The 16,191-nt window shown below is 39.0% G+C and carries 17 protein-coding genes; 3 read left to right on the top strand and 14 right to left on the bottom strand.

Annotated elements, in window-relative coordinates:
* Positions 1 to 105 precede the first annotated feature (105 nt).
* The 10 genes from ACXAE4_RS14555 to ACXAE4_RS14510 form a co-directional block, all read right to left on the bottom strand.
* On the bottom strand, positions 106 to 438 hold the full coding sequence (locus ACXAE4_RS14555) for an IDEAL domain-containing protein (protein ID WP_205689613.1): 333 nt from the start codon (positions 436 to 438) through the stop codon (positions 106 to 108).
* 220 nt (positions 439 to 658) lie between these two features.
* On the bottom strand, positions 659 to 2,092 hold the full coding sequence (locus ACXAE4_RS14550; protein ID WP_013083445.1) for a GntP family permease: 1,434 nt from the start codon (positions 2,090 to 2,092) through the stop codon (positions 659 to 661).
* A 34-nt stretch (positions 2,093 to 2,126) separates the two neighbouring features.
* The gene (locus tag ACXAE4_RS14545; RefSeq protein ID WP_154988628.1) at positions 2,127 to 3,317 is read right to left on the bottom strand and encodes an iron-containing alcohol dehydrogenase; all 1,191 of its coding nucleotides are present in this window, start codon (positions 3,315 to 3,317) and stop codon (positions 2,127 to 2,129) included.
* A gap of 245 nt (positions 3,318 to 3,562) precedes the next feature.
* Positions 3,563 to 4,711, bottom strand: a complete 1,149-nt coding sequence (locus ACXAE4_RS14540) for an ABC transporter permease (RefSeq protein WP_475236272.1) — start codon at positions 4,709 to 4,711, stop codon at positions 3,563 to 3,565.
* Between the two features lies 1 nt (position 4,712).
* Entirely contained in the window at positions 4,713 to 5,819 is a 1,107-nt protein-coding gene (locus ACXAE4_RS14535) for an ABC transporter permease (protein WP_098999406.1), read from the bottom strand.
* A 19-nt stretch (positions 5,820 to 5,838) separates the two neighbouring features.
* The gene (locus ACXAE4_RS14530) at positions 5,839 to 6,777 is read right to left on the bottom strand and encodes an ABC transporter ATP-binding protein (RefSeq protein WP_154989594.1); all 939 of its coding nucleotides are present in this window, start codon (positions 6,775 to 6,777) and stop codon (positions 5,839 to 5,841) included.
* Positions 6,778 to 6,878: 101 nt separating this feature from the next.
* Positions 6,879 to 8,000, bottom strand: a complete 1,122-nt coding sequence (locus ACXAE4_RS14525; RefSeq protein ID WP_154988624.1) for a sensor histidine kinase — start codon at positions 7,998 to 8,000, stop codon at positions 6,879 to 6,881.
* 4 nt (positions 8,001 to 8,004) lie between these two features.
* On the bottom strand, positions 8,005 to 8,643 hold the full coding sequence (locus ACXAE4_RS14520) for a response regulator (RefSeq protein ID WP_028408271.1): 639 nt from the start codon (positions 8,641 to 8,643) through the stop codon (positions 8,005 to 8,007).
* Positions 8,644 to 8,810: 167 nt separating this feature from the next.
* A complete protein-coding gene (locus ACXAE4_RS14515) occupies positions 8,811 to 10,046 on the bottom strand; it encodes a Zn-dependent hydrolase (RefSeq protein ID WP_033579195.1) in 1,236 nt (411 codons plus the stop codon).
* A 299-nt stretch (positions 10,047 to 10,345) separates the two neighbouring features.
* Positions 10,346 to 10,468 carry a hypothetical protein gene (locus ACXAE4_RS14510; protein WP_013057357.1) on the bottom strand — a complete coding sequence of 41 codons (123 nt, stop codon included), beginning with the start codon at positions 10,466 to 10,468 and terminating at the stop codon, positions 10,346 to 10,348.
* Between the two features lie 292 nt (positions 10,469 to 10,760).
* Here ACXAE4_RS14510 and ACXAE4_RS14505 point away from each other — a divergent pair, with 292 nt between their 5' ends.
* Both ACXAE4_RS14505 and ACXAE4_RS14500 read left to right on the top strand, forming a co-directional pair.
* Positions 10,761 to 11,297 carry an IseA DL-endopeptidase inhibitor family protein gene (locus ACXAE4_RS14505; protein WP_014459798.1) on the top strand — a complete coding sequence of 179 codons (537 nt, stop codon included), beginning with the start codon at positions 10,761 to 10,763 and terminating at the stop codon, positions 11,295 to 11,297.
* Between the two features lie 154 nt (positions 11,298 to 11,451).
* Positions 11,452 to 13,038, top strand: a complete 1,587-nt coding sequence (locus ACXAE4_RS14500; protein WP_154988622.1) for an MptA/MptB family glycosyltransferase — start codon at positions 11,452 to 11,454, stop codon at positions 13,036 to 13,038.
* Positions 13,039 to 13,077: 39 nt separating this feature from the next.
* Here the strand turns inward: ACXAE4_RS14500 and ACXAE4_RS14495 are convergent, their stop codons facing one another.
* Together ACXAE4_RS14495 and ACXAE4_RS14490 are read right to left on the bottom strand one after the other, a co-directional pair.
* Complete coding sequence (locus ACXAE4_RS14495) at positions 13,078 to 13,497, bottom strand: GNAT family N-acetyltransferase (RefSeq protein ID WP_205826977.1); 420 nt, start codon at positions 13,495 to 13,497, stop codon at positions 13,078 to 13,080.
* A gap of 125 nt (positions 13,498 to 13,622) precedes the next feature.
* Complete coding sequence (locus ACXAE4_RS14490; RefSeq protein WP_034269118.1) at positions 13,623 to 13,820, bottom strand: hypothetical protein; 198 nt, start codon at positions 13,818 to 13,820, stop codon at positions 13,623 to 13,625.
* 47 nt (positions 13,821 to 13,867) lie between these two features.
* Between ACXAE4_RS14490 and ACXAE4_RS14485 the strand changes: the two genes are divergently transcribed.
* Positions 13,868 to 14,830 carry an aminoglycoside phosphotransferase family protein gene (locus ACXAE4_RS14485; protein WP_261765720.1) on the top strand — a complete coding sequence of 321 codons (963 nt, stop codon included), beginning with the start codon at positions 13,868 to 13,870 and terminating at the stop codon, positions 14,828 to 14,830.
* 17 nt (positions 14,831 to 14,847) lie between these two features.
* Here ACXAE4_RS14485 and ACXAE4_RS14480 read toward each other — a convergent pair whose 3' ends face one another.
* Together ACXAE4_RS14480 and ACXAE4_RS14475 are read right to left on the bottom strand one after the other, a co-directional pair.
* A complete protein-coding gene (locus ACXAE4_RS14480; protein WP_289577837.1) occupies positions 14,848 to 15,843 on the bottom strand; it encodes an LLM class flavin-dependent oxidoreductase in 996 nt (331 codons plus the stop codon).
* Positions 15,844 to 15,857: 14 nt separating this feature from the next.
* On the bottom strand, positions 15,858 to 16,142 hold the full coding sequence (locus ACXAE4_RS14475) for a DUF3219 family protein (RefSeq protein WP_014459792.1): 285 nt from the start codon (positions 16,140 to 16,142) through the stop codon (positions 15,858 to 15,860).
* Positions 16,143 to 16,191: the final 49 nt, after the last annotated feature.

Here is a 16,191-nt window from a genome sequence, read left to right as displayed (position 1 = left end):
TCTTTTAATGTCGTCATTTACTTCTTCTCGCAAGCTGCTTTCCATTCCTGCTTTTCCCCTAGGAATAATAAAAAAAGCAGGGCCTTCATTCCTTTACTAGGAATGTCAGCCTTGCTTTTTATCTTGTACTCTTTTTAATTCAGCTGTTAATTCAATAAACCAAGCTTCGTCTTTTGTTAGCAGCGCAAGATCAATCAATGAAAGAATCTGCTCTTCGTGCGCCGTTTTTTGAAGGGGCAGCTTCTCTATTTTTTCATCCATCATGCCAATGGTTGTGCCGACCATTTTTTCATCATCACTTTTCACTACATTGATTAGTGCGGCTTTTTTAGATGGATTAATCGTTTTTATATATCCGTATATAAGTTCACCGTCGCGAGACTTTCCTTTGACCCAGTCGCCTACTTTTAAATTTCCTTCAAATAGCTTCACAGTCATTCTCCTTTCTTCATAAACATGCTAAGAATTAATGTAACGGCATATAGTATTCTAGAAAGTAGTGTAATCATAATACTTACAGTTTAGAAAGTCAAAGAATCTGTTTTAGAGCCAAAATCTTGATATACAACTAAATCACGGCAACAATAAAAAAGTCCGAACGATTCATCGTTCGGATCTTTCTTCAACGAAACTACTTTTGTCTCAACCTCTTTATTTGTTATACGAGTCCAGTTAAGCTGTAGATTCCAATGATTAAGAAACATGCAAGCGTTTTTATAACAGTGATGGCAAAAATATCTCGGTAAGACTGCTTGTGGGTTAATCCGGTAATAGCAAGCAGGGTAATAACGGCTCCGTTATGAGGAAGCGTATCCATACCGCCTGATGCCATCGCTACAACTCTGTGCATAACTTCAGGAGGAATATTGTATTGATTAATAGCTTCTACATACTTATCTCCCATCGCACTAAGCGCAATTCCCATACCTCCAGAAGCGGATCCTGTAATACCGGCTAAAATGTTTGTCGTAACGGCTCCATTGACAAGCGGATTTGTAAAGGTATGTGAAATACCATCGCGAACGGTTGCAAAGCCAGGAAGAGATGAAATAACCCCTCCAAAGCCATACTCAGCTCCCGTGTTCATCGCAGCGAGAAGCGCTCCGCCAATACTTGCGTTAAGACCCGCTTGGAAACCGGTGGTCACTCTCTTCCAGTCATACGCAATCGTCGTAATAATTCCAATAACAAGTGCTAACTCCACTGACCAAATACCAACAACTGCGGTTAAATCTACTTTTCCGAACGCTTCAAGGCCAATTTTGGCAAAATCAAAACCGTCTGGGTACCACTTTGGAATAGAAACAGTAAAAAATTTGTTTGCAACCCCTACAAGCACGAGCGGAACAAACGCTAAAATCTGTCTTGCTACGCTAGGTTCATATTTAGGTTCTGTAGAAGGTACAGACTCTTTTTCTAGCTCTGCAGCAGCTGCTAGTTCATTATTAAATCCGTAGTAGCCTTCTCCAGCTTTTCTTGCTTTTTTACTTCGGCTTTCTAAATACCAAAGACCTAAGCTAAAAACAATAACTGATCCGATAATCCCCAGTGTCGGAGCAGCATAGATGTCTGTTTTAAAAAAAGTCGTTGGAATAACATTTTGAATTTGCGGTGTACCCGGAAGTGCATCCATGGTAAACGAAATAGCTCCTAATGCAATCGTTCCCGGTACTAATCGTTTTGGAATATTCGCTTCGCGGAATAAGTTAGCCGCAAACGGATAAACTGCAAACGCAACAACGAATAAACTTACGCCGCTGTAGGTTAAGATTGCTCCCATTAAAACAATCGCCAAGATCGCACGTTTAGCCCCCACGACTTTAACAATTGTTTTCGCAATCGATTCAGCGACTCCAGACATTTCAACCATCTTCCCGAAGACTGCTCCTAATAGAAAGACAGGGAAGTAGTTTTTAATAAATCCAACCATTTTCTCCATAAAAACGTTTGAGAAAAATGGGAGTGCATAGCTTGGTTCCGTTAAAATAACGGCTAGCAGCGCACAAAGTGGAGCAAACAAAATAACTGAAAATCCGCGGTAAGCAACCAGCATCAAAAGCCCCAGAGACAGCAAAATAATCAGCAAATCCATAACGTTTCCCCTTTCATCCCTTATTCAATTTGTCTTATTTTTTATAAAGTGCAGACTCAAACTCATATTCATAGCACGTGTAATACAGCTGGATAATTTCTTCTGCCGTCGGTACAACCGGATGGTTAGCAGGACTTCCGCTTTGAATCGCATCCGCTGCCATTTTTTCAACCGCCGCATAAAATAGCTGACGATCAATGCCCCACGATTGAAGATTAGGAATCTCTAAGTCGATACAAAGCTGCTTGATGGCTTCAATTAACACATCTGCTCCTTCTTTTTTTGTATATGATACGTTCGGAAAAAGAGCTTGTCCTATTTCACCTAAACGATCGATTGAAGCCTCTTTTGTATAGTCCAAAACCGCAGGCAGGAGCATCGCGTTAGAAATACCGTGCGGCACATGGAATAACGCGCCAATAGGTCGTGACATACCGTGCACTAGAGCAACGGATGAATTTGAAAACGCCATCCCCGCAAGCATAGAAGCATAGGCCATTTCGTTTCTTGCTTGAACATTTTCTCTATTTCTGTACACAAGACGAATATTTTTCATAATTAACTCAATTGCTTGAAGCGCAAGTGAATCCGTAAAAGGATGTGCTTTTTTAGACAAATACGCTTCGACCGCATGACTGAGTGCATCAATTCCTGTAGCTGCCGTTACGTGTTTTGGACATGATAGAGTTAATAACGGATCAACAATGGCTGTATCAGGCAATAATTGAGGCCTTGCGAGCATCATTTTTACATCGTACGCCGTGTCTGTAATAACCGTCGCTTTCGTCACTTCTGAGCCCGTTCCGGCAGTCGTAGGCACGGCAACCAAAGGAAGAGGACTACCTTGAAAATCTTGTTGATTTTGAAAATACGTTCGTAGATGCCCTTCATTTGTCATCATAATGGCAACCGCTTTTCCAGTATCGATACAGCTGCCTCCCCCTAAGGCAATAACCACATCGCACTGCTCCGTTTTACATATGGCAAGCGCTTCATCTAGATGGATATCTGTCGGCTCTGAATTTACGCCTGTATACACGGCACAGTCCATGCCAGCCTCTGCTAAGTAACGACGACAAGTTTCTACATTGCCTGCTTTCGCCATAACGTCATCACTTATAAGCAATGCCTTTGTCCCAAGCAGTGCAGCCTGCTCTCCAATTTTAGAAAATGATCCTTCTCCATATAAAACCGTGCGTGGTACAAGTAGTTCATAAATTCCCACTGTTTTTCCCCCTTTGTTATCTCGCTGACAATCTCTCCTTCCGTCTTTTCATGCTGACTTATGTAAGCGATTTCATTTATTTGTGCAAAAAACCAACATGAACTTCGTTTTTCTCCCCTATTTATTCTCTTTTTGTATACCCCTTTCCTCTTTCATTCTAAAATTTCATCTTATATTTTTCAATCTTTTTTTGAAACTTTTTAAAAATTACAAAAAAAGCCAGAGGTATTCTCTGACTTTACCATTTAAATAAACTTTTGAACAGTATTATTTCGATTTAATTTATAAATCGATAGCAGGAAAAAAACGAGTGCAAAAGCTAGTAAAATGCTGATATTTAACCATAGACTGCTTAAAGCGGCTCCTTGTTGAACACTTTTTAACGTGCTTAATACCCACGTTTGAGGAAGAAAATCAGCTATTTTCTGCATCACATCCGGCATAAATTCAGGAGGGAAAAAGCACCCTGACAGTAAACAAGTTGGCGTGATGATAAGCGTCTGAAGACCATTCGCTGCTTTTGAACTTTCTGTAAAAGCGATAATTACAAGCGACAAGCCGATGGCTACTAGCCCAAACAAAACTAAAATAAAAAATAGCTGCCACACAGGAATGTTCATATCTACGTGAAAAAGAGTCGTAATACAAACAAGTGTAATCATTACTTGCACAGTTAATAAAATCATATTTGTCATAACATTAGATATCACGTATTGCCTTGCACTGACTGGCGAAGCTAGTAGTCTAAAATACGTGCGCTGCTCTTTTTCTTTTGTGATAAGAGCCGATAGATTTACGGCAGAAAAAAGCATAAACATAATTAAATACCCAATTGTCTGCTTGACAATGTTTTGATCGGTTCCTTTGTCTTCAAGTGCATGCGTGGAGACGTGGAATGGCGCTTTTTGATAACTCTCATACATTTGTTTAAACGCAGCGTCATTGCCGCCTGCTGCTTGATTAAGCGCAGAAACATTATCAATATATTGATACAAATAAGACTTAATAAAGCCCGTTACTTCTGCTCCTTTTATCGAAGTAATCGTAATATGATCTGGTTTGTTCGCTTTGACGCTTTCAGAAAACCCTTTTTCAAAAGTAATAATAGCATCAACTTTCTTTGACGTAATCTCATGATCCACTTCTTTGTCAGTGAGCATTTTAACATTTGTTTTATGCAGCCCTTTTAAAAACTGAACGGTGTCTTTTGAAATATCCGTTGAGTCGTGATTGACAACTCCGATATTCACCGAAGTCCCTGCTGTATTTCCATAAATAAGAATGGACATCAAAATACCTGCAATAGGCAAACCAATAACAAGTACAAGCGTCCTTTTGTTTCTAAGCAGCATATTTCTCAGCATATTTGTGACAAGCCACATGATATTTTTCATGTTATAACCCCTCTCTTTTTCTCAAAAGCACAATGGCTGTGCCCAAGAATAAAATAGAGAAGCCTACATTCAACCCGATAACTGAAAGAGAAGCGCCGATATCATTTGTATAAATCAATTTAATAAGTCCATTATTCATCCAGGTTAAAGGTGATACATTGACGAAGCCTTCTCCAGATCCATTTTGAAAATAGGTTCCTCCCACAATACACGACACTTGAATCACAACCATAATAATTGCTCTTGACGCCGCTTCCGTCTTCGTAAGGTAGCTAACTCCTAATCCAAAGCTAATGGCAAAAAGAATCTGAGATACTAACATTACGAGTACTAAGAGTAAATGATCTCCCCAATTCGCATCAAAAAAATATTTAGTTGACATAATGACCACTAATACACAAATAGCGTGAACCAAAACAGTGCCTAAAATTTTCCCGACAAAAATTTCAGCGGTTTTAATCGGTGCGGCTACTAATCGATTGGCCGTATTTCGCATACGCTCTCCTCTAATTAAATAACTCGCTGAGATAGATCCGTACAAAACAATCATGGTTGTCATTGAAATAGCGTAGTAGTCTATTGAATTTGGCTGTTTTTGAGAATGAAGGGATGTTTCTTGAATATAGTCATGCTTAGACGCACGCAGCAGGTTCTCGACTTGCTGAGGATTTACTTTGGCCACTTCCATAGCCACGTTATACTTATCAACAAATGTACTTAACATACCTTGCACCACGTTAAATTCAATGCTGTTTTCTTCATTTCCGTAGAGATTAATGCCTCCGTCTTTCACTTCTACATAAGCTGTATAATGCTGCTCTTTTACTTCTTTTTTTCCATCTTGATCTTTTTTCAACGCTTTAAAGTGAATGCCCGATTTTTCTGCATGTGCAGCAAACTGCTTAAATGCGGCAGATTGTTCATTACTCGTATCGATTTTATAGAGAACATAGCTATCGTCTATCGTCATGTCGTTATTAAAGGCTTGGGACAAAGCTGTTCCTAAAATAAGGACAAGAGCTAGCGGAAAAAGAATCATAAAGATAAATGCACGCTTATCTCGCAGATCACTTTTCATTTCTTTCAAAGCAATTGCAATAATATTCATTCGTTATTCCTCCTTTCTTTTATAAATCTCTTAGACTGCGTCCTGTGAGCGTCAGAAAGACCGTCTCTAAATTTGGTGCTTGTTCTTTAACTGCTTTAATTTCGATATGATGCGTCATTAAATAATGAATGACCTTGTTTAAGTTATTCACTTCGGCGCTTGAATTAATTTTAATGATTCCATCTTCATACGTAACGGCTGTTACGCCTGGAATTTCCTTTAGACCGCTGCAATCTATATCGTCTGCTTCTTTTACTTCAATCCAAATATCTTTTGTATCGGTGATAATCGCTTTCAGCTGCTCTTTTGTTCCTTCAGCAATAATTTTGCCGTGATCAATAATTGCAATTTTTGTACATACCTCTTCTACTTCTTCCATATAGTGACTCGTATAAATGATTGTGCTTCCCATTTCATTTAGCTTTTTTACAGATGTTAAAATATAATTTCGCGACTGAGGATCAATGCCAACCGTCGGTTCATCCATAATGATCAGCTTAGGGCGATGAGCAATTGCGCATGCGATATTTAACCTTCTTTTCATTCCTCCTGAAAAGCTTTTCGGATACGCCTTTTGTTTATCTAAAAGCCCTACAAACGCTAAAGCTTCTTCGACTCGTTCGCTAAGAAGTGATCCTCTTAATCCGTAGAGTCCTGCAAAAAACTTCACATTTTCATAGGCTGTCAAATCTTCATAAATCGCTAAGTCCTGCGGAACAATTCCGATGTTCATCTTTGCGAAATTTCGGTGTTTCTTCATATTTTTCCCAAGTACTTCAATATCGCCGCTGTTGCTTTGAAGAAGACTAGCTACCATATGAATCGTTGTGCTTTTTCCTGCTCCGTTTGTTCCTAAAAACCCAAATATATCTCCTTCTTCTACTTGTAAAGATAAATTATCTACCGCAATAAAATCTCCAAATTTCTTTGTTAATTTTTGAATGGATAATACGTTCATCATTTCACCTCTAGTGTGTTGGTATATCCTTATTTTATGAAAAAAAGGCAAACTTACGTCAGTGCATAAGTTCACCTTTTTCACATGAGAAATCTCATTATTTACGTATGAAGTTTCTCACCTATCGGCAGCAGTGTGGTAACAGAAAATCCGTTTGCTCCGTCAACAATCACCGTTCCGTTAATGGAAGCAGCGCGCTCTTCCATTCCTGCTATGCCAAGTCCTTTTTGAAACAAGTGAGCGCCTTTTCCATTGTCTTTCACTTCTACTTTAACCATTTTATTTAGTACGTGAAGCTCAATAGAAATCATCGTTGCTTCTGCATATTTTAAAGCGTTTGTAATAGCTTCTGTTATATTTTCATGAATAATTTTCCACTGAAGAGGCGTGATAAGATCTAAATTCCCTTTGTATACAAGAGGCATTGCGATACTATGCTTAGCCTCAAATTCACCAATAAATAATTTAAGACGGCTGATTCCTATTTGCTCAGCGGGAGGCTTTATACTTTTTAATGTTAACCTAATTTCTTCAATGCCTTCTTTCGAAATCGTAATCGCATTTTGAAGAAGAGACAGCGCTTTTTCCTCGTCTTGCTTCATTACGTGCTTTGCTGCCTCCATTTGAATAAGTGCTCCTGTCATTGAATGACCAATCTTATCATGAATTTCCTGCGATAGTCGATTTCGCTCTTCTAATTTTGAAGCATATTGAGACTGTCTCACATACTCTTTATTTTCATTCACGTGCTTTTGCAGCTTTTGCATACTTACTCTCATTTCATCAAGCTTTTGTTCATAATTGTTTGTCCGCTTTTGATAGATAGCTGCTCCTGTATAAATAAAGAAAGTAAACGCAGCAACTAACACATACAGAGCGCTACTATCAGAGGGAACAAGCATCACTGGAAGCAAAACAACAAGGAGCAGCATCCATTTTTTTATGACTAATTCTCCAATAAGCTCACAAAGGTTTAGCGGCAAAAGAAGAAAAAACAAAGGATGAAGTTCATACGCACAATATAGAATAAGGACAATTGAAAAAGCAATAAGCATGCGCTTGAACGCGCTCTTTTTCACAATAGACGCGGCGATATTAACACAGCTGTAAAGAAGCAGTGCTAACACAATAGCTGAAATCGAGTGTACATAATTAAACTGAATGTACGTAATAGCCAAAAACAGCATGAGGATGAGCTTGGTCATCATTAATCCGACTTCCATAGTCCTACTTTCCTTTACCGGTTAAATAGTAAATAGCAATTTGAGTACGGTGCTCAAGTCCCGTTTTACTTAAAATCGAACTAATATAGTTTGCTACGGTACCTTCTGAAATAAAAAGCGTTTTAGAAATTTCTTTATTTGAAAGCCCCTTGGCAATCAGCGTCATAATGCTCGTTTCACGCTCGGTAAACTGTGTCATATCCGCTTTGGACTCGCGCTCAGTTGCAGCGTTTAAACTTGATTTAATTTTATCAAGCACAACATCTTGCAGCACCGTATGTCCGTTGAACACACTTTTGATTGCGTCTCGAATGCGCTCTGGCTCTGTATTTTTTAACAAGTAGCCTTTAGCTCCGTTTTTTACAGCATCAATAATATATTCATCGTCATCAAACGTAGTTAAAATAAGCGGCTTTGCTTTCGTTGACTCTGAAATAAGCTTTGTAGCCTCTACACCGTCCATAACAGGCATTCTTACATCTAACAATGCAATATCGACGGAGTGATTCTTGCAATATTGAACGGCTTCTTGACCATCTTTTAAAGTAGCGACAACGTCGAATTCCTCGTATGTATTTAATATAATTTTCATTCCTTCTCGAATAAACGAATTATCATCTGCAATAATAATAGTAATTTTCATTTCTGCAAGTGAGAAGATCTCACTTTTTTTCACATCCTTTTTTCACATCCATCTGGATGCTTCTCATTTATTGTAGCCATAATAAACCAAAAGTTCAATGCGATAGTTCGCAGTCTTTCTAAGCACTAAAAAAGAGCAAACCTCCGCAGGTTTACTCTTTCGTCCTGTTACTTCTGAGCTAACTTAATCACCGTCTCTAAAAGTACGTTTACACCTTTTTCGCATTCTTCCCAAGGAGTGAACTCTTCTTCACAATGACTTTTTCCGTTTACGCTCGGAATAAAAATCATAGCCGTCGGAATATAGCTAGCTAAAAACTGTGCGTCATGTCCAGCTCCGCTGACCATTCGCTTGTAGGAATACCCTAGCGAACGAACCGACTCTTCCACTTCATCACAAACCGTTTTATCAAACCACACGGTATCGCGTCCCCAAAGCTTGGTCACCCGCACTTCGCACCCTTCTAACAGCTCCGCTTGATCAGGCAGTGATTGAATAATTTTTTCCACGGATGCAATGACATCTTCATCCGTATGTCTCGCTTCAAGCGAAAAAATCACTTTATTTGGAATAACGGTATGAATATTAGGCAGTACGTTCATACGCCCCATTGTATAGACTAAATTTGAATCCAATCTGCCGAGCTCATGACGAGCTTCAGCAATCAGGTTATTAGTTGCAAATAGCGCATCTTTCCGCATATCCATCGGCGTCGTACCGGCGTGATCTGACTCCCCCGTAACTTCAATTTCATAGCATACCATTCCGAGCACGCACTCGACTACACCAATTGATTTGGCTTCTCTTTCTAAAATAGGCCCTTGCTCAATATGTAATTCTACAAATGCCGATGCTTCAGTAAGACGGTTACTTCTATCGCCTTCATATCCGCATGATTGAAGGGCTTGCTTAAACGTCACGCCGTCAACATCTGTCTTCTTCATCATAACGTCTTTTTGAAACTTGCCCGATAAAATACCTGAAGCCATCATAGAAGGCTCAAAACGCGCTCCTTCTTCATTCGTAAAGTTAACAATCATAATCGGCACCTTCGGCTTAATATTATGTTCAACCAGCGTCCTTACTAACTCTAACCCTGCAACTACACCGAGGATTCCATCAAACCTTCCGCCTTTTTTTACGCTGTCCATGTGTGAGCCAATCACAACAGGCGGCTTATCTTCTAGCCCTTCAAGCGTGGCGTAAATACATCCAAGGTCATCGATTTTAATATCCATTCCAAGATCCCGGCAGCATGAGCAAAAATAATCTCGTGCTAGGCGATCTTCTTCTGACAGCGCTAGGCGGGTTACACCGTTATTAGGTGTTCGTCCATAATCGGCAAATCGTTCAAGCGTATTTTTTAACCTTTCTCCATTCACTGCTACTTTTTGTCGTTGCAACTCAACCACTCTCCTCATTATTTGGTTATAAAGTGCGTCTAAGATGCTGTGTTAATGAATATCATTCATTATGACATAAAATAGGCGATATCACTTGAAGTCTGTTAGAACCCCTTCCATTGTTTTTGTAATGAAAGTGCGCAGCTTGCCTTATGTATCTATTAGCTTCAAAACGTAAATTTCCTGCTTTTTTCTATGAATAATGCACGCGTTATTTATGCATTTTTATTATAAAAATAGCGATAGGTTTTTTTCAAAAAAAAGAGAATTAGTTATTATACTAACTCTCCTCTACACACTTACTTTTTATTTGCTTTCTTCGCAATCGCAATCATTGTAGCCAAAACACCAACTGTAATAATCACAATAGCAATTACGGCAGTGGTAATAATAATTCCTGATGTCACTTCTGAAACACCCATTAGTTTACGTTCTCCTTTTGTGCCTGACCTATTTATCTAAATCAGCATATTGATCGATTTATTCCTATTATATACGAACTTGTAAAGCGACGAAATATGTGACACATAATTGACATACTGTTTATATGTTTTCTTTTAATTCTACGTTTTATTTAAGAAAATACGGGAATAATTCAAACATATATAAGAAATACTCTTTATTTCTTTAAAGAAGTATTGTAATATAAATGTAACAATTGTAATATTGACAGCATGAATGTTACATATATTTCAATGAATGAGTAGGAGGGAAATGGAAATGAAAAAATTCGGAATAATCTTAGCATCACTTGCTCTTTTCTTTTCACTAAGCACAGGAGTTACAGCTCAAGCAGCATCACAAAATCTATCAACGACTAATGCGGTAAAAATTGCAGCAAACGCAAGCAACCATTTCTGGAATGCACTTCATGGATCTAAAGGTAATTTATGTACTCAAAAAACATTTAATTATAAAGGCACTCAGTACTCATATCTTTGTCAAGATTTTAATACAAAAAGCAAACTAGTAAGCTACTTATCTGAAACGTTTACAAACAGTGCTATTCAAAAAGGATTAACAAATTATCGCTACATCACATATAACGGAAAGCTTGCTCGTCCTGTCGGTGACGGATTCAGCATGCTAGAGTGGAACAAAGCAAAAGCAAAACTAACTTATCAGCGCGCCGATGTTCGCTCTTATCAATTTACGGTTCCAACAGTTGACGGAGGAAGTGTAAAACGCACCGTTACATTTTATAAATCTGGTTCACAGTGGAAAGTAAATAAGTTTGATGCTGTACTATAAGCAATATAAAAAACAAGGTCTTCTAAGGCCTTGTTTTTTTATGCTCTCTCTTCCGCTCTTTATTAAAGAAGTTTCACTTTATTTTCACCAACTCCCCTTATAGTATGGAGACACACTACTACTTATTCGATACATTGTCATCGGAGGATTTTATATGAACATACTACAAAAAAGAACGGCTTTTATCGTAACGGCAGCTTTTCTTTTAGCATTTGTTTTCAGTATCGTTTCACTATCACACTATAAAGGAGAAGAACATTTATTTTCAATTCAAGAAAGTCATCAGTTAAAAAAGATTACGAATGGTATATCTGCTCTTGATAATAACTCAAGAGATCATCGTCTTCCTTCAGGAAACGGTCCTGCTTCACCCAGCAATTCCGGAGAACACGTAACGCCTTTTCATAATCTATCTATGGATAACGGTGCCGGAAGTCAAGGAGCTAATAAAGACTATGAAACGCCGCTAGCTCTTTATACGGTGGGCTTTTTTATAGCAGCAGCTTTCGTTTACGGATTAGTAAAGAAAAAGAAATGGCATCATTCGATAGGGCATTCTCGCGTTATTTTATGGTCATTACTTGGCACTGGTTTATTTATTCGGATTGCGCTGATTCCGTGGGTAGGCTCTCATATGGATGCGTCGCTTTTCAAAAACTGGGCATCGGTTGCGGCTAATCATTTTTCAAATTTCTACGCTAAAAGCGGAAGCGATTATCCGCCGTTTTATATTTATATCTTGTTTATCGTTGGGAAAGTTGGCAGTTTACCGGATTTTCAGCAGTATTTTTCGCTGTTGATTAAAATTCCGCCTATTTTAGCAGATGTTGTCACATCTTATTTACTCTATCGTTTAGCTCGTAAATACTTGGCACCTTCTTTTGCATACCTGTTAGCAATTGGGTATTTATTTAATCCGGCCATTTTAGTTAATTCAACGTTTTGGGGACAAGTCGATTCATTTTTCACTTTGCTTATTGTCCTAGCGATTGTAATGATTACGGAAAAAAGAATTTACGCGTCGGCCGTTATTTTTACAGCAGCGGTCTTAATGAAGCCGCAGGCGATTATTATCCTGCCTATTTTATTTTTCGAACTCATTCGCCTGAAGCAACTGAAGCATTTCTTCGGTATTGCTTTCACTGCTGCTTTCACTGCTACAGTGATTTTATTGCCTTTTTCAGTCGGAAAAAGTCCTACGTGGATTATTGATTTATTCTCATCCACCATTGGAGAGTACCCGTATGCCTCTGTTAACGCCTATAACTTCTTTAGTTTAATAGGCGCAAACTATAAAGACAGCTCTGCAACGCTGCTACTTTTCAGCTATCATACGTGGGGACTTATTTTTATCGTCGCGACAACTATTTTTTCTTGGCTTATTTATATAAAAGGACGGAGCTTTAAATACGCCGCTCTTGCAGCGCTTATTCAAATTTCAGGGGTGTTTACGTTTTCTTCAAGCATGCATGAACGCTACTTATTTCCAGCAGCAGCGCTTGCTTTGCTCGCTTATATTTATTTGAAAGACAAAAACTTGCTTTACTTATCCCTTGGATTTAGCATCAGTATTTTTATGAACACTTTTTTTGTTTTATACGGTGACAGCAATATGCAAAACAGTACGTCCTATCCGTTTTCTATGTTTGCTACGTCGATGCTGAACGTTTTGCTTGTTGTTTATTTAGTAAAAGTTGCTTGGAATTTAGTCCAAAAAAGTACGGTTTTAAAAACGGCATAATACAAAAAGCTCAGTGAGTATGATTGATCACTGAGCTTTTTACATAACAAGCGACATGCCTGGCGCGTCTTCTTCTCTTTCTTGAAATCCTAATTTTTTATAAAAATGATGCTTTCCTTTTGCTGCAAACAGCTGAATCGATTCAATTCCGCTTTCTTGGCATTTCGTCAACAGCTCTTGAATAATTTGCTTTCCAAGTCCTTTGTTTTGGTACGAGGGATCAACCATCACGTCGCAAATAAGCGCTTGGTAAATTCCGTCTGAAATCATACGACCGAATGCAATCAATTGTTCATTATCATAAATACCGACTCTAAACCAGCTGTTGGCTGCCGCTTCAAACAGCTGTTCTTTTGTATAATTGCCTTTTTTACTTTTATGTAATCCGCTCGCTTCATGCAAAGCAGCAAACTGCTCAAATAACGGAACCTCTTTTTTTATTACGTAAGACACGTTCATTCTCCTCTCAATACCGTTGCTTTCTATATTATATTTATACATCAAAAAGAATAATAATTCAACATTTTTATCTAGTTATCCTGTTACCCTTTCTCCAAATAAAAAAACTGCCAAACGGCAGTTTTTTAGGCCTGTGCTGATTTTTTTCGTTTTTTAAGATCAATTCCTGCAATAATAAGCAAAATGATTCCAAGAGCGATCATGATTTTACTCACTGTTTCTACCCATTCCGGTGCGCCTTCAGCAAGTAAAAGTGAAAATCCAATGATATAAACCGGAAACCCAACGAGAGCCCAAGGGGATTTCACCTTCTTTGTCTTCATATATAGGATCTCCTCCTTCTTTACAGATTCTATGTAGGCTGTATATGATGAGTTTATCAGAAAAAATTGGAAACGACAAAGGAGATAAACGCATGCATACGCTGCCTCAAACATTTTGTGATACAATTACTCACCTTCACTCTCATAAAGGCCAAAAGTGGCTAACTGACTTTCCTCAGCTGATTCGCTACTGCGAACAGCGATGGCATATCACCATTCACAGTCACTTCCCTCTTTCTTACCACTTTGTTGCTCCTGCGCGCAAAGCAGATGGAAGCGAACTAGTTGTAAAACTTTTTGTAGAGCCTTCAGAGCTGCTTCATGAGCAAGAAGCACTGACAGCACTAGCTGGTGAGAACACGGTAAAAATAGTGGACAGCGATGCTGAAAAAGGCATTTTACTGCTTGAAAAGTTATATCCCGGACGCTTACTTTCTTCTTTTTCAACTAAAGACGAAGCTGCGTTAATCGCTGCTGGGCTCATGAAATCTCTGTGGCGCATGCCTCAATCAGACTCCACTATCGAAGAAACAGCCGTTAAAAGAGAGAAGCAGCTTCGAGAGTATACACAAATGTATCCAAGCGGCATTGATTTTCTTTCTTCCGAAACGCTTCAACACGCGCTAGCCGTTTTCTCTGAATTAAACCGGACTTCTCAGCAGCTTTTTTTGCTTCACGGAGACTTGCATCATGATAACATCTTACAGTCTGGTGAAGCGTGGAAAATAATTGATCCAAAAGGGTTGATTCGAGAAAAAGAGTACGAAATTATCCCTTTTCTTTTAAATCATCTGCCTAAGACAAACGTAGCAGAGACAATTGACCATCGAATCAATATATTTGTAAAAGAACTGAACGTAAATAAAAAACGCATTTTACTGTGGGGATACGCTCATTCTGTATTAGCCACGTGCTGGTTAATAGAAGACCGCCAAGACGCCGCTTCTTTTTTACGTGCTATAGAAGCATTTCAGCACTTATTTGAGTACTATTACGGGCATAAAAAATAAGAGCCGACATTTGGCTCTTATTTTTTGCATTTCTCTGCGACAAGCTCATATGATTTTAATCGGTCAGCCGGATCATGCGTAATGGTGACAAGCATGAGTTCATCCGCTCCGTAGCGTGCTTGAACTTCTTGAAGACGGACGTGTACTTCTTCCGGGTTTCCGATAATCATAGCTTCTTTCATCTTCTTCATTTTTTTCTCTTCTTCTTCTGTCAGCGGATAGCTGGCCGCTTCTTTAATAGAAGGCACACCTTTTGCTTCCATTTTATCCTGTTGAATTTTCCATACGAGTGAGCTCGTTGCGATGCGATGCGCTTGCTCGGTTGTTTCAGCGCAAATGACCGATACAGTGACAATCGCATAGGGCTGATTCCCGCTCTGTCTTGGCTGAAAAGCCTGCTTGTACTGATCAATAATAGCTGAACCGTCTTGTTCACTCATAAACTGTCCAAACGTATAGGCCATTCCGTTTCTAGCAGCGAGCTCGGCACTTTTTTTACTTGTGCCAAGCAGCCACGGTTCTGGAGAGACAGGCGGAAGCGGCGAAGCTGAAAGCTTGGCGTACTCATGTTCAGCTGGAAATTTATCGTCTAAAAACTGCAGAAGCTCTTCAACAAGTTCAGGCATTTTAAATACTTGCTGTAAAAAATTATCCGACAGCGCATTTGTTGCTTCAGCCGATCCACCCGGTGCGCGCCCAATTCCCAGATCAATGCGCCCTGGAAACAGCGTTGCGAGCATGTTATACGTTTCCGCTACTTTATACGGCTTGTAGTGAGGCAGCAGCACCGCTCCCGATCCAATTCGAATTCTATTAGTTTGTGCGCCGATATAGCCAAGCATCACTTCAGGAGCCGAACAGGCAAGTCCAGACAAATCATGGTGCTCTGCAATCCAGTAGCGCTCATAGCCAAGCTTGTCACCAGCCTTGGCCAGCTGCATGGATGCTTCTAACGCTTCCGCTGGAGTCTGATGGGATGAAACGGGCGATTGGTCAAGTATACTTACTTTCATCACGCATCTGCTCCTTATTCGTTCACTTCAATTAAACTTAATGAAAAATCCCCTACCTGGCCTTTTTCATATAAATTTGTAAAAGACGTAGAGTACTGATGAATCGTTCCTTGGAAATCGAGATCTTCTTCCGGGACATTTACATGAAAAGTACCTTTATATAAAAGTGTAGTAATATCATGATATTCCTCACTTGTTACCTTAAAATCAACTGAAACTTTTGTTTTGCCTTTTACAATTTCTTGTTCATAGCTGTAAATTTGAATAGGCGTATCATTTAATACAATTTCTTGTACCACGTTAAATCGTCTCCTTTTTTAGTGCGTATGAAAAATAATAGCACTTGAA

The organism is Priestia sp. ABM2_011 (genome assembly GCF_056158845.1).
This window is presented reverse-complemented; position numbering and strand designations above follow the sequence as displayed.

Bases quoted from the DNA above. Each gene is read 5' to 3' on its own strand.
- ACXAE4_RS14555 (WP_205689613.1), bottom strand. From the start codon at position 438: ATGACTGTGAAGCTATTTGAAGGAAATTTAAAAGTAGGCGACTGGGTC.
- ACXAE4_RS14550 (WP_013083445.1), bottom strand. From the start codon at position 2,092: ATGGATTTGCTGATTATTTTGCTGTCTCTGGGGCTTTTGATGCTGGTT.
- ACXAE4_RS14540 (WP_475236272.1), bottom strand. From the start codon at position 4,711: ATGAAAAATATCATGTGGCTTGTCACAAATATGCTGAGAAATATGCTG.
- ACXAE4_RS14535 (WP_098999406.1), bottom strand. From the start codon at position 5,819: ATGAATATTATTGCAATTGCTTTGAAAGAAATGAAAAGTGATCTGCGA.
- ACXAE4_RS14530 (WP_154989594.1), bottom strand. From the start codon at position 6,777: ATGAACGTATTATCCATTCAAAAATTAACAAAGAAATTTGGAGATTTT.
- ACXAE4_RS14525 (WP_154988624.1), bottom strand. From the start codon at position 8,000: ATGGAAGTCGGATTAATGATGACCAAGCTCATCCTCATGCTGTTTTTG.
- ACXAE4_RS14520 (WP_028408271.1), bottom strand. From the start codon at position 8,643: ATGAAAATTACTATTATTATTGCAGATGATAATTCGTTTATTCGAGAA.
- ACXAE4_RS14510 (WP_013057357.1), bottom strand. From the start codon at position 10,468: ATGGGTGTTTCAGAAGTGACATCAGGAATTATTATTACCACTGCCGTA.
- ACXAE4_RS14505 (WP_014459798.1), top strand. From the start codon at position 10,761: ATGGAAATGAAAAAATTCGGAATAATCTTAGCATCACTTGCTCTTTTC.
- ACXAE4_RS14500 (WP_154988622.1), top strand. From the start codon at position 11,452: ATGAACATACTACAAAAAAGAACGGCTTTTATCGTAACGGCAGCTTTT.
- ACXAE4_RS14495 (WP_205826977.1), bottom strand. From the start codon at position 13,497: ATGAACGTGTCTTACGTAATAAAAAAAGAGGTTCCGTTATTTGAGCAG.
- ACXAE4_RS14490 (WP_034269118.1), bottom strand. From the start codon at position 13,820: ATGAAGACAAAGAAGGTGAAATCCCCTTGGGCTCTCGTTGGGTTTCCG.
- ACXAE4_RS14485 (WP_261765720.1), top strand. From the start codon at position 13,868: ATGAGTTTATCAGAAAAAATTGGAAACGACAAAGGAGATAAACGCATG.
- ACXAE4_RS14480 (WP_289577837.1), bottom strand. From the start codon at position 15,843: ATGAAAGTAAGTATACTTGACCAATCGCCCGTTTCATCCCATCAGACT.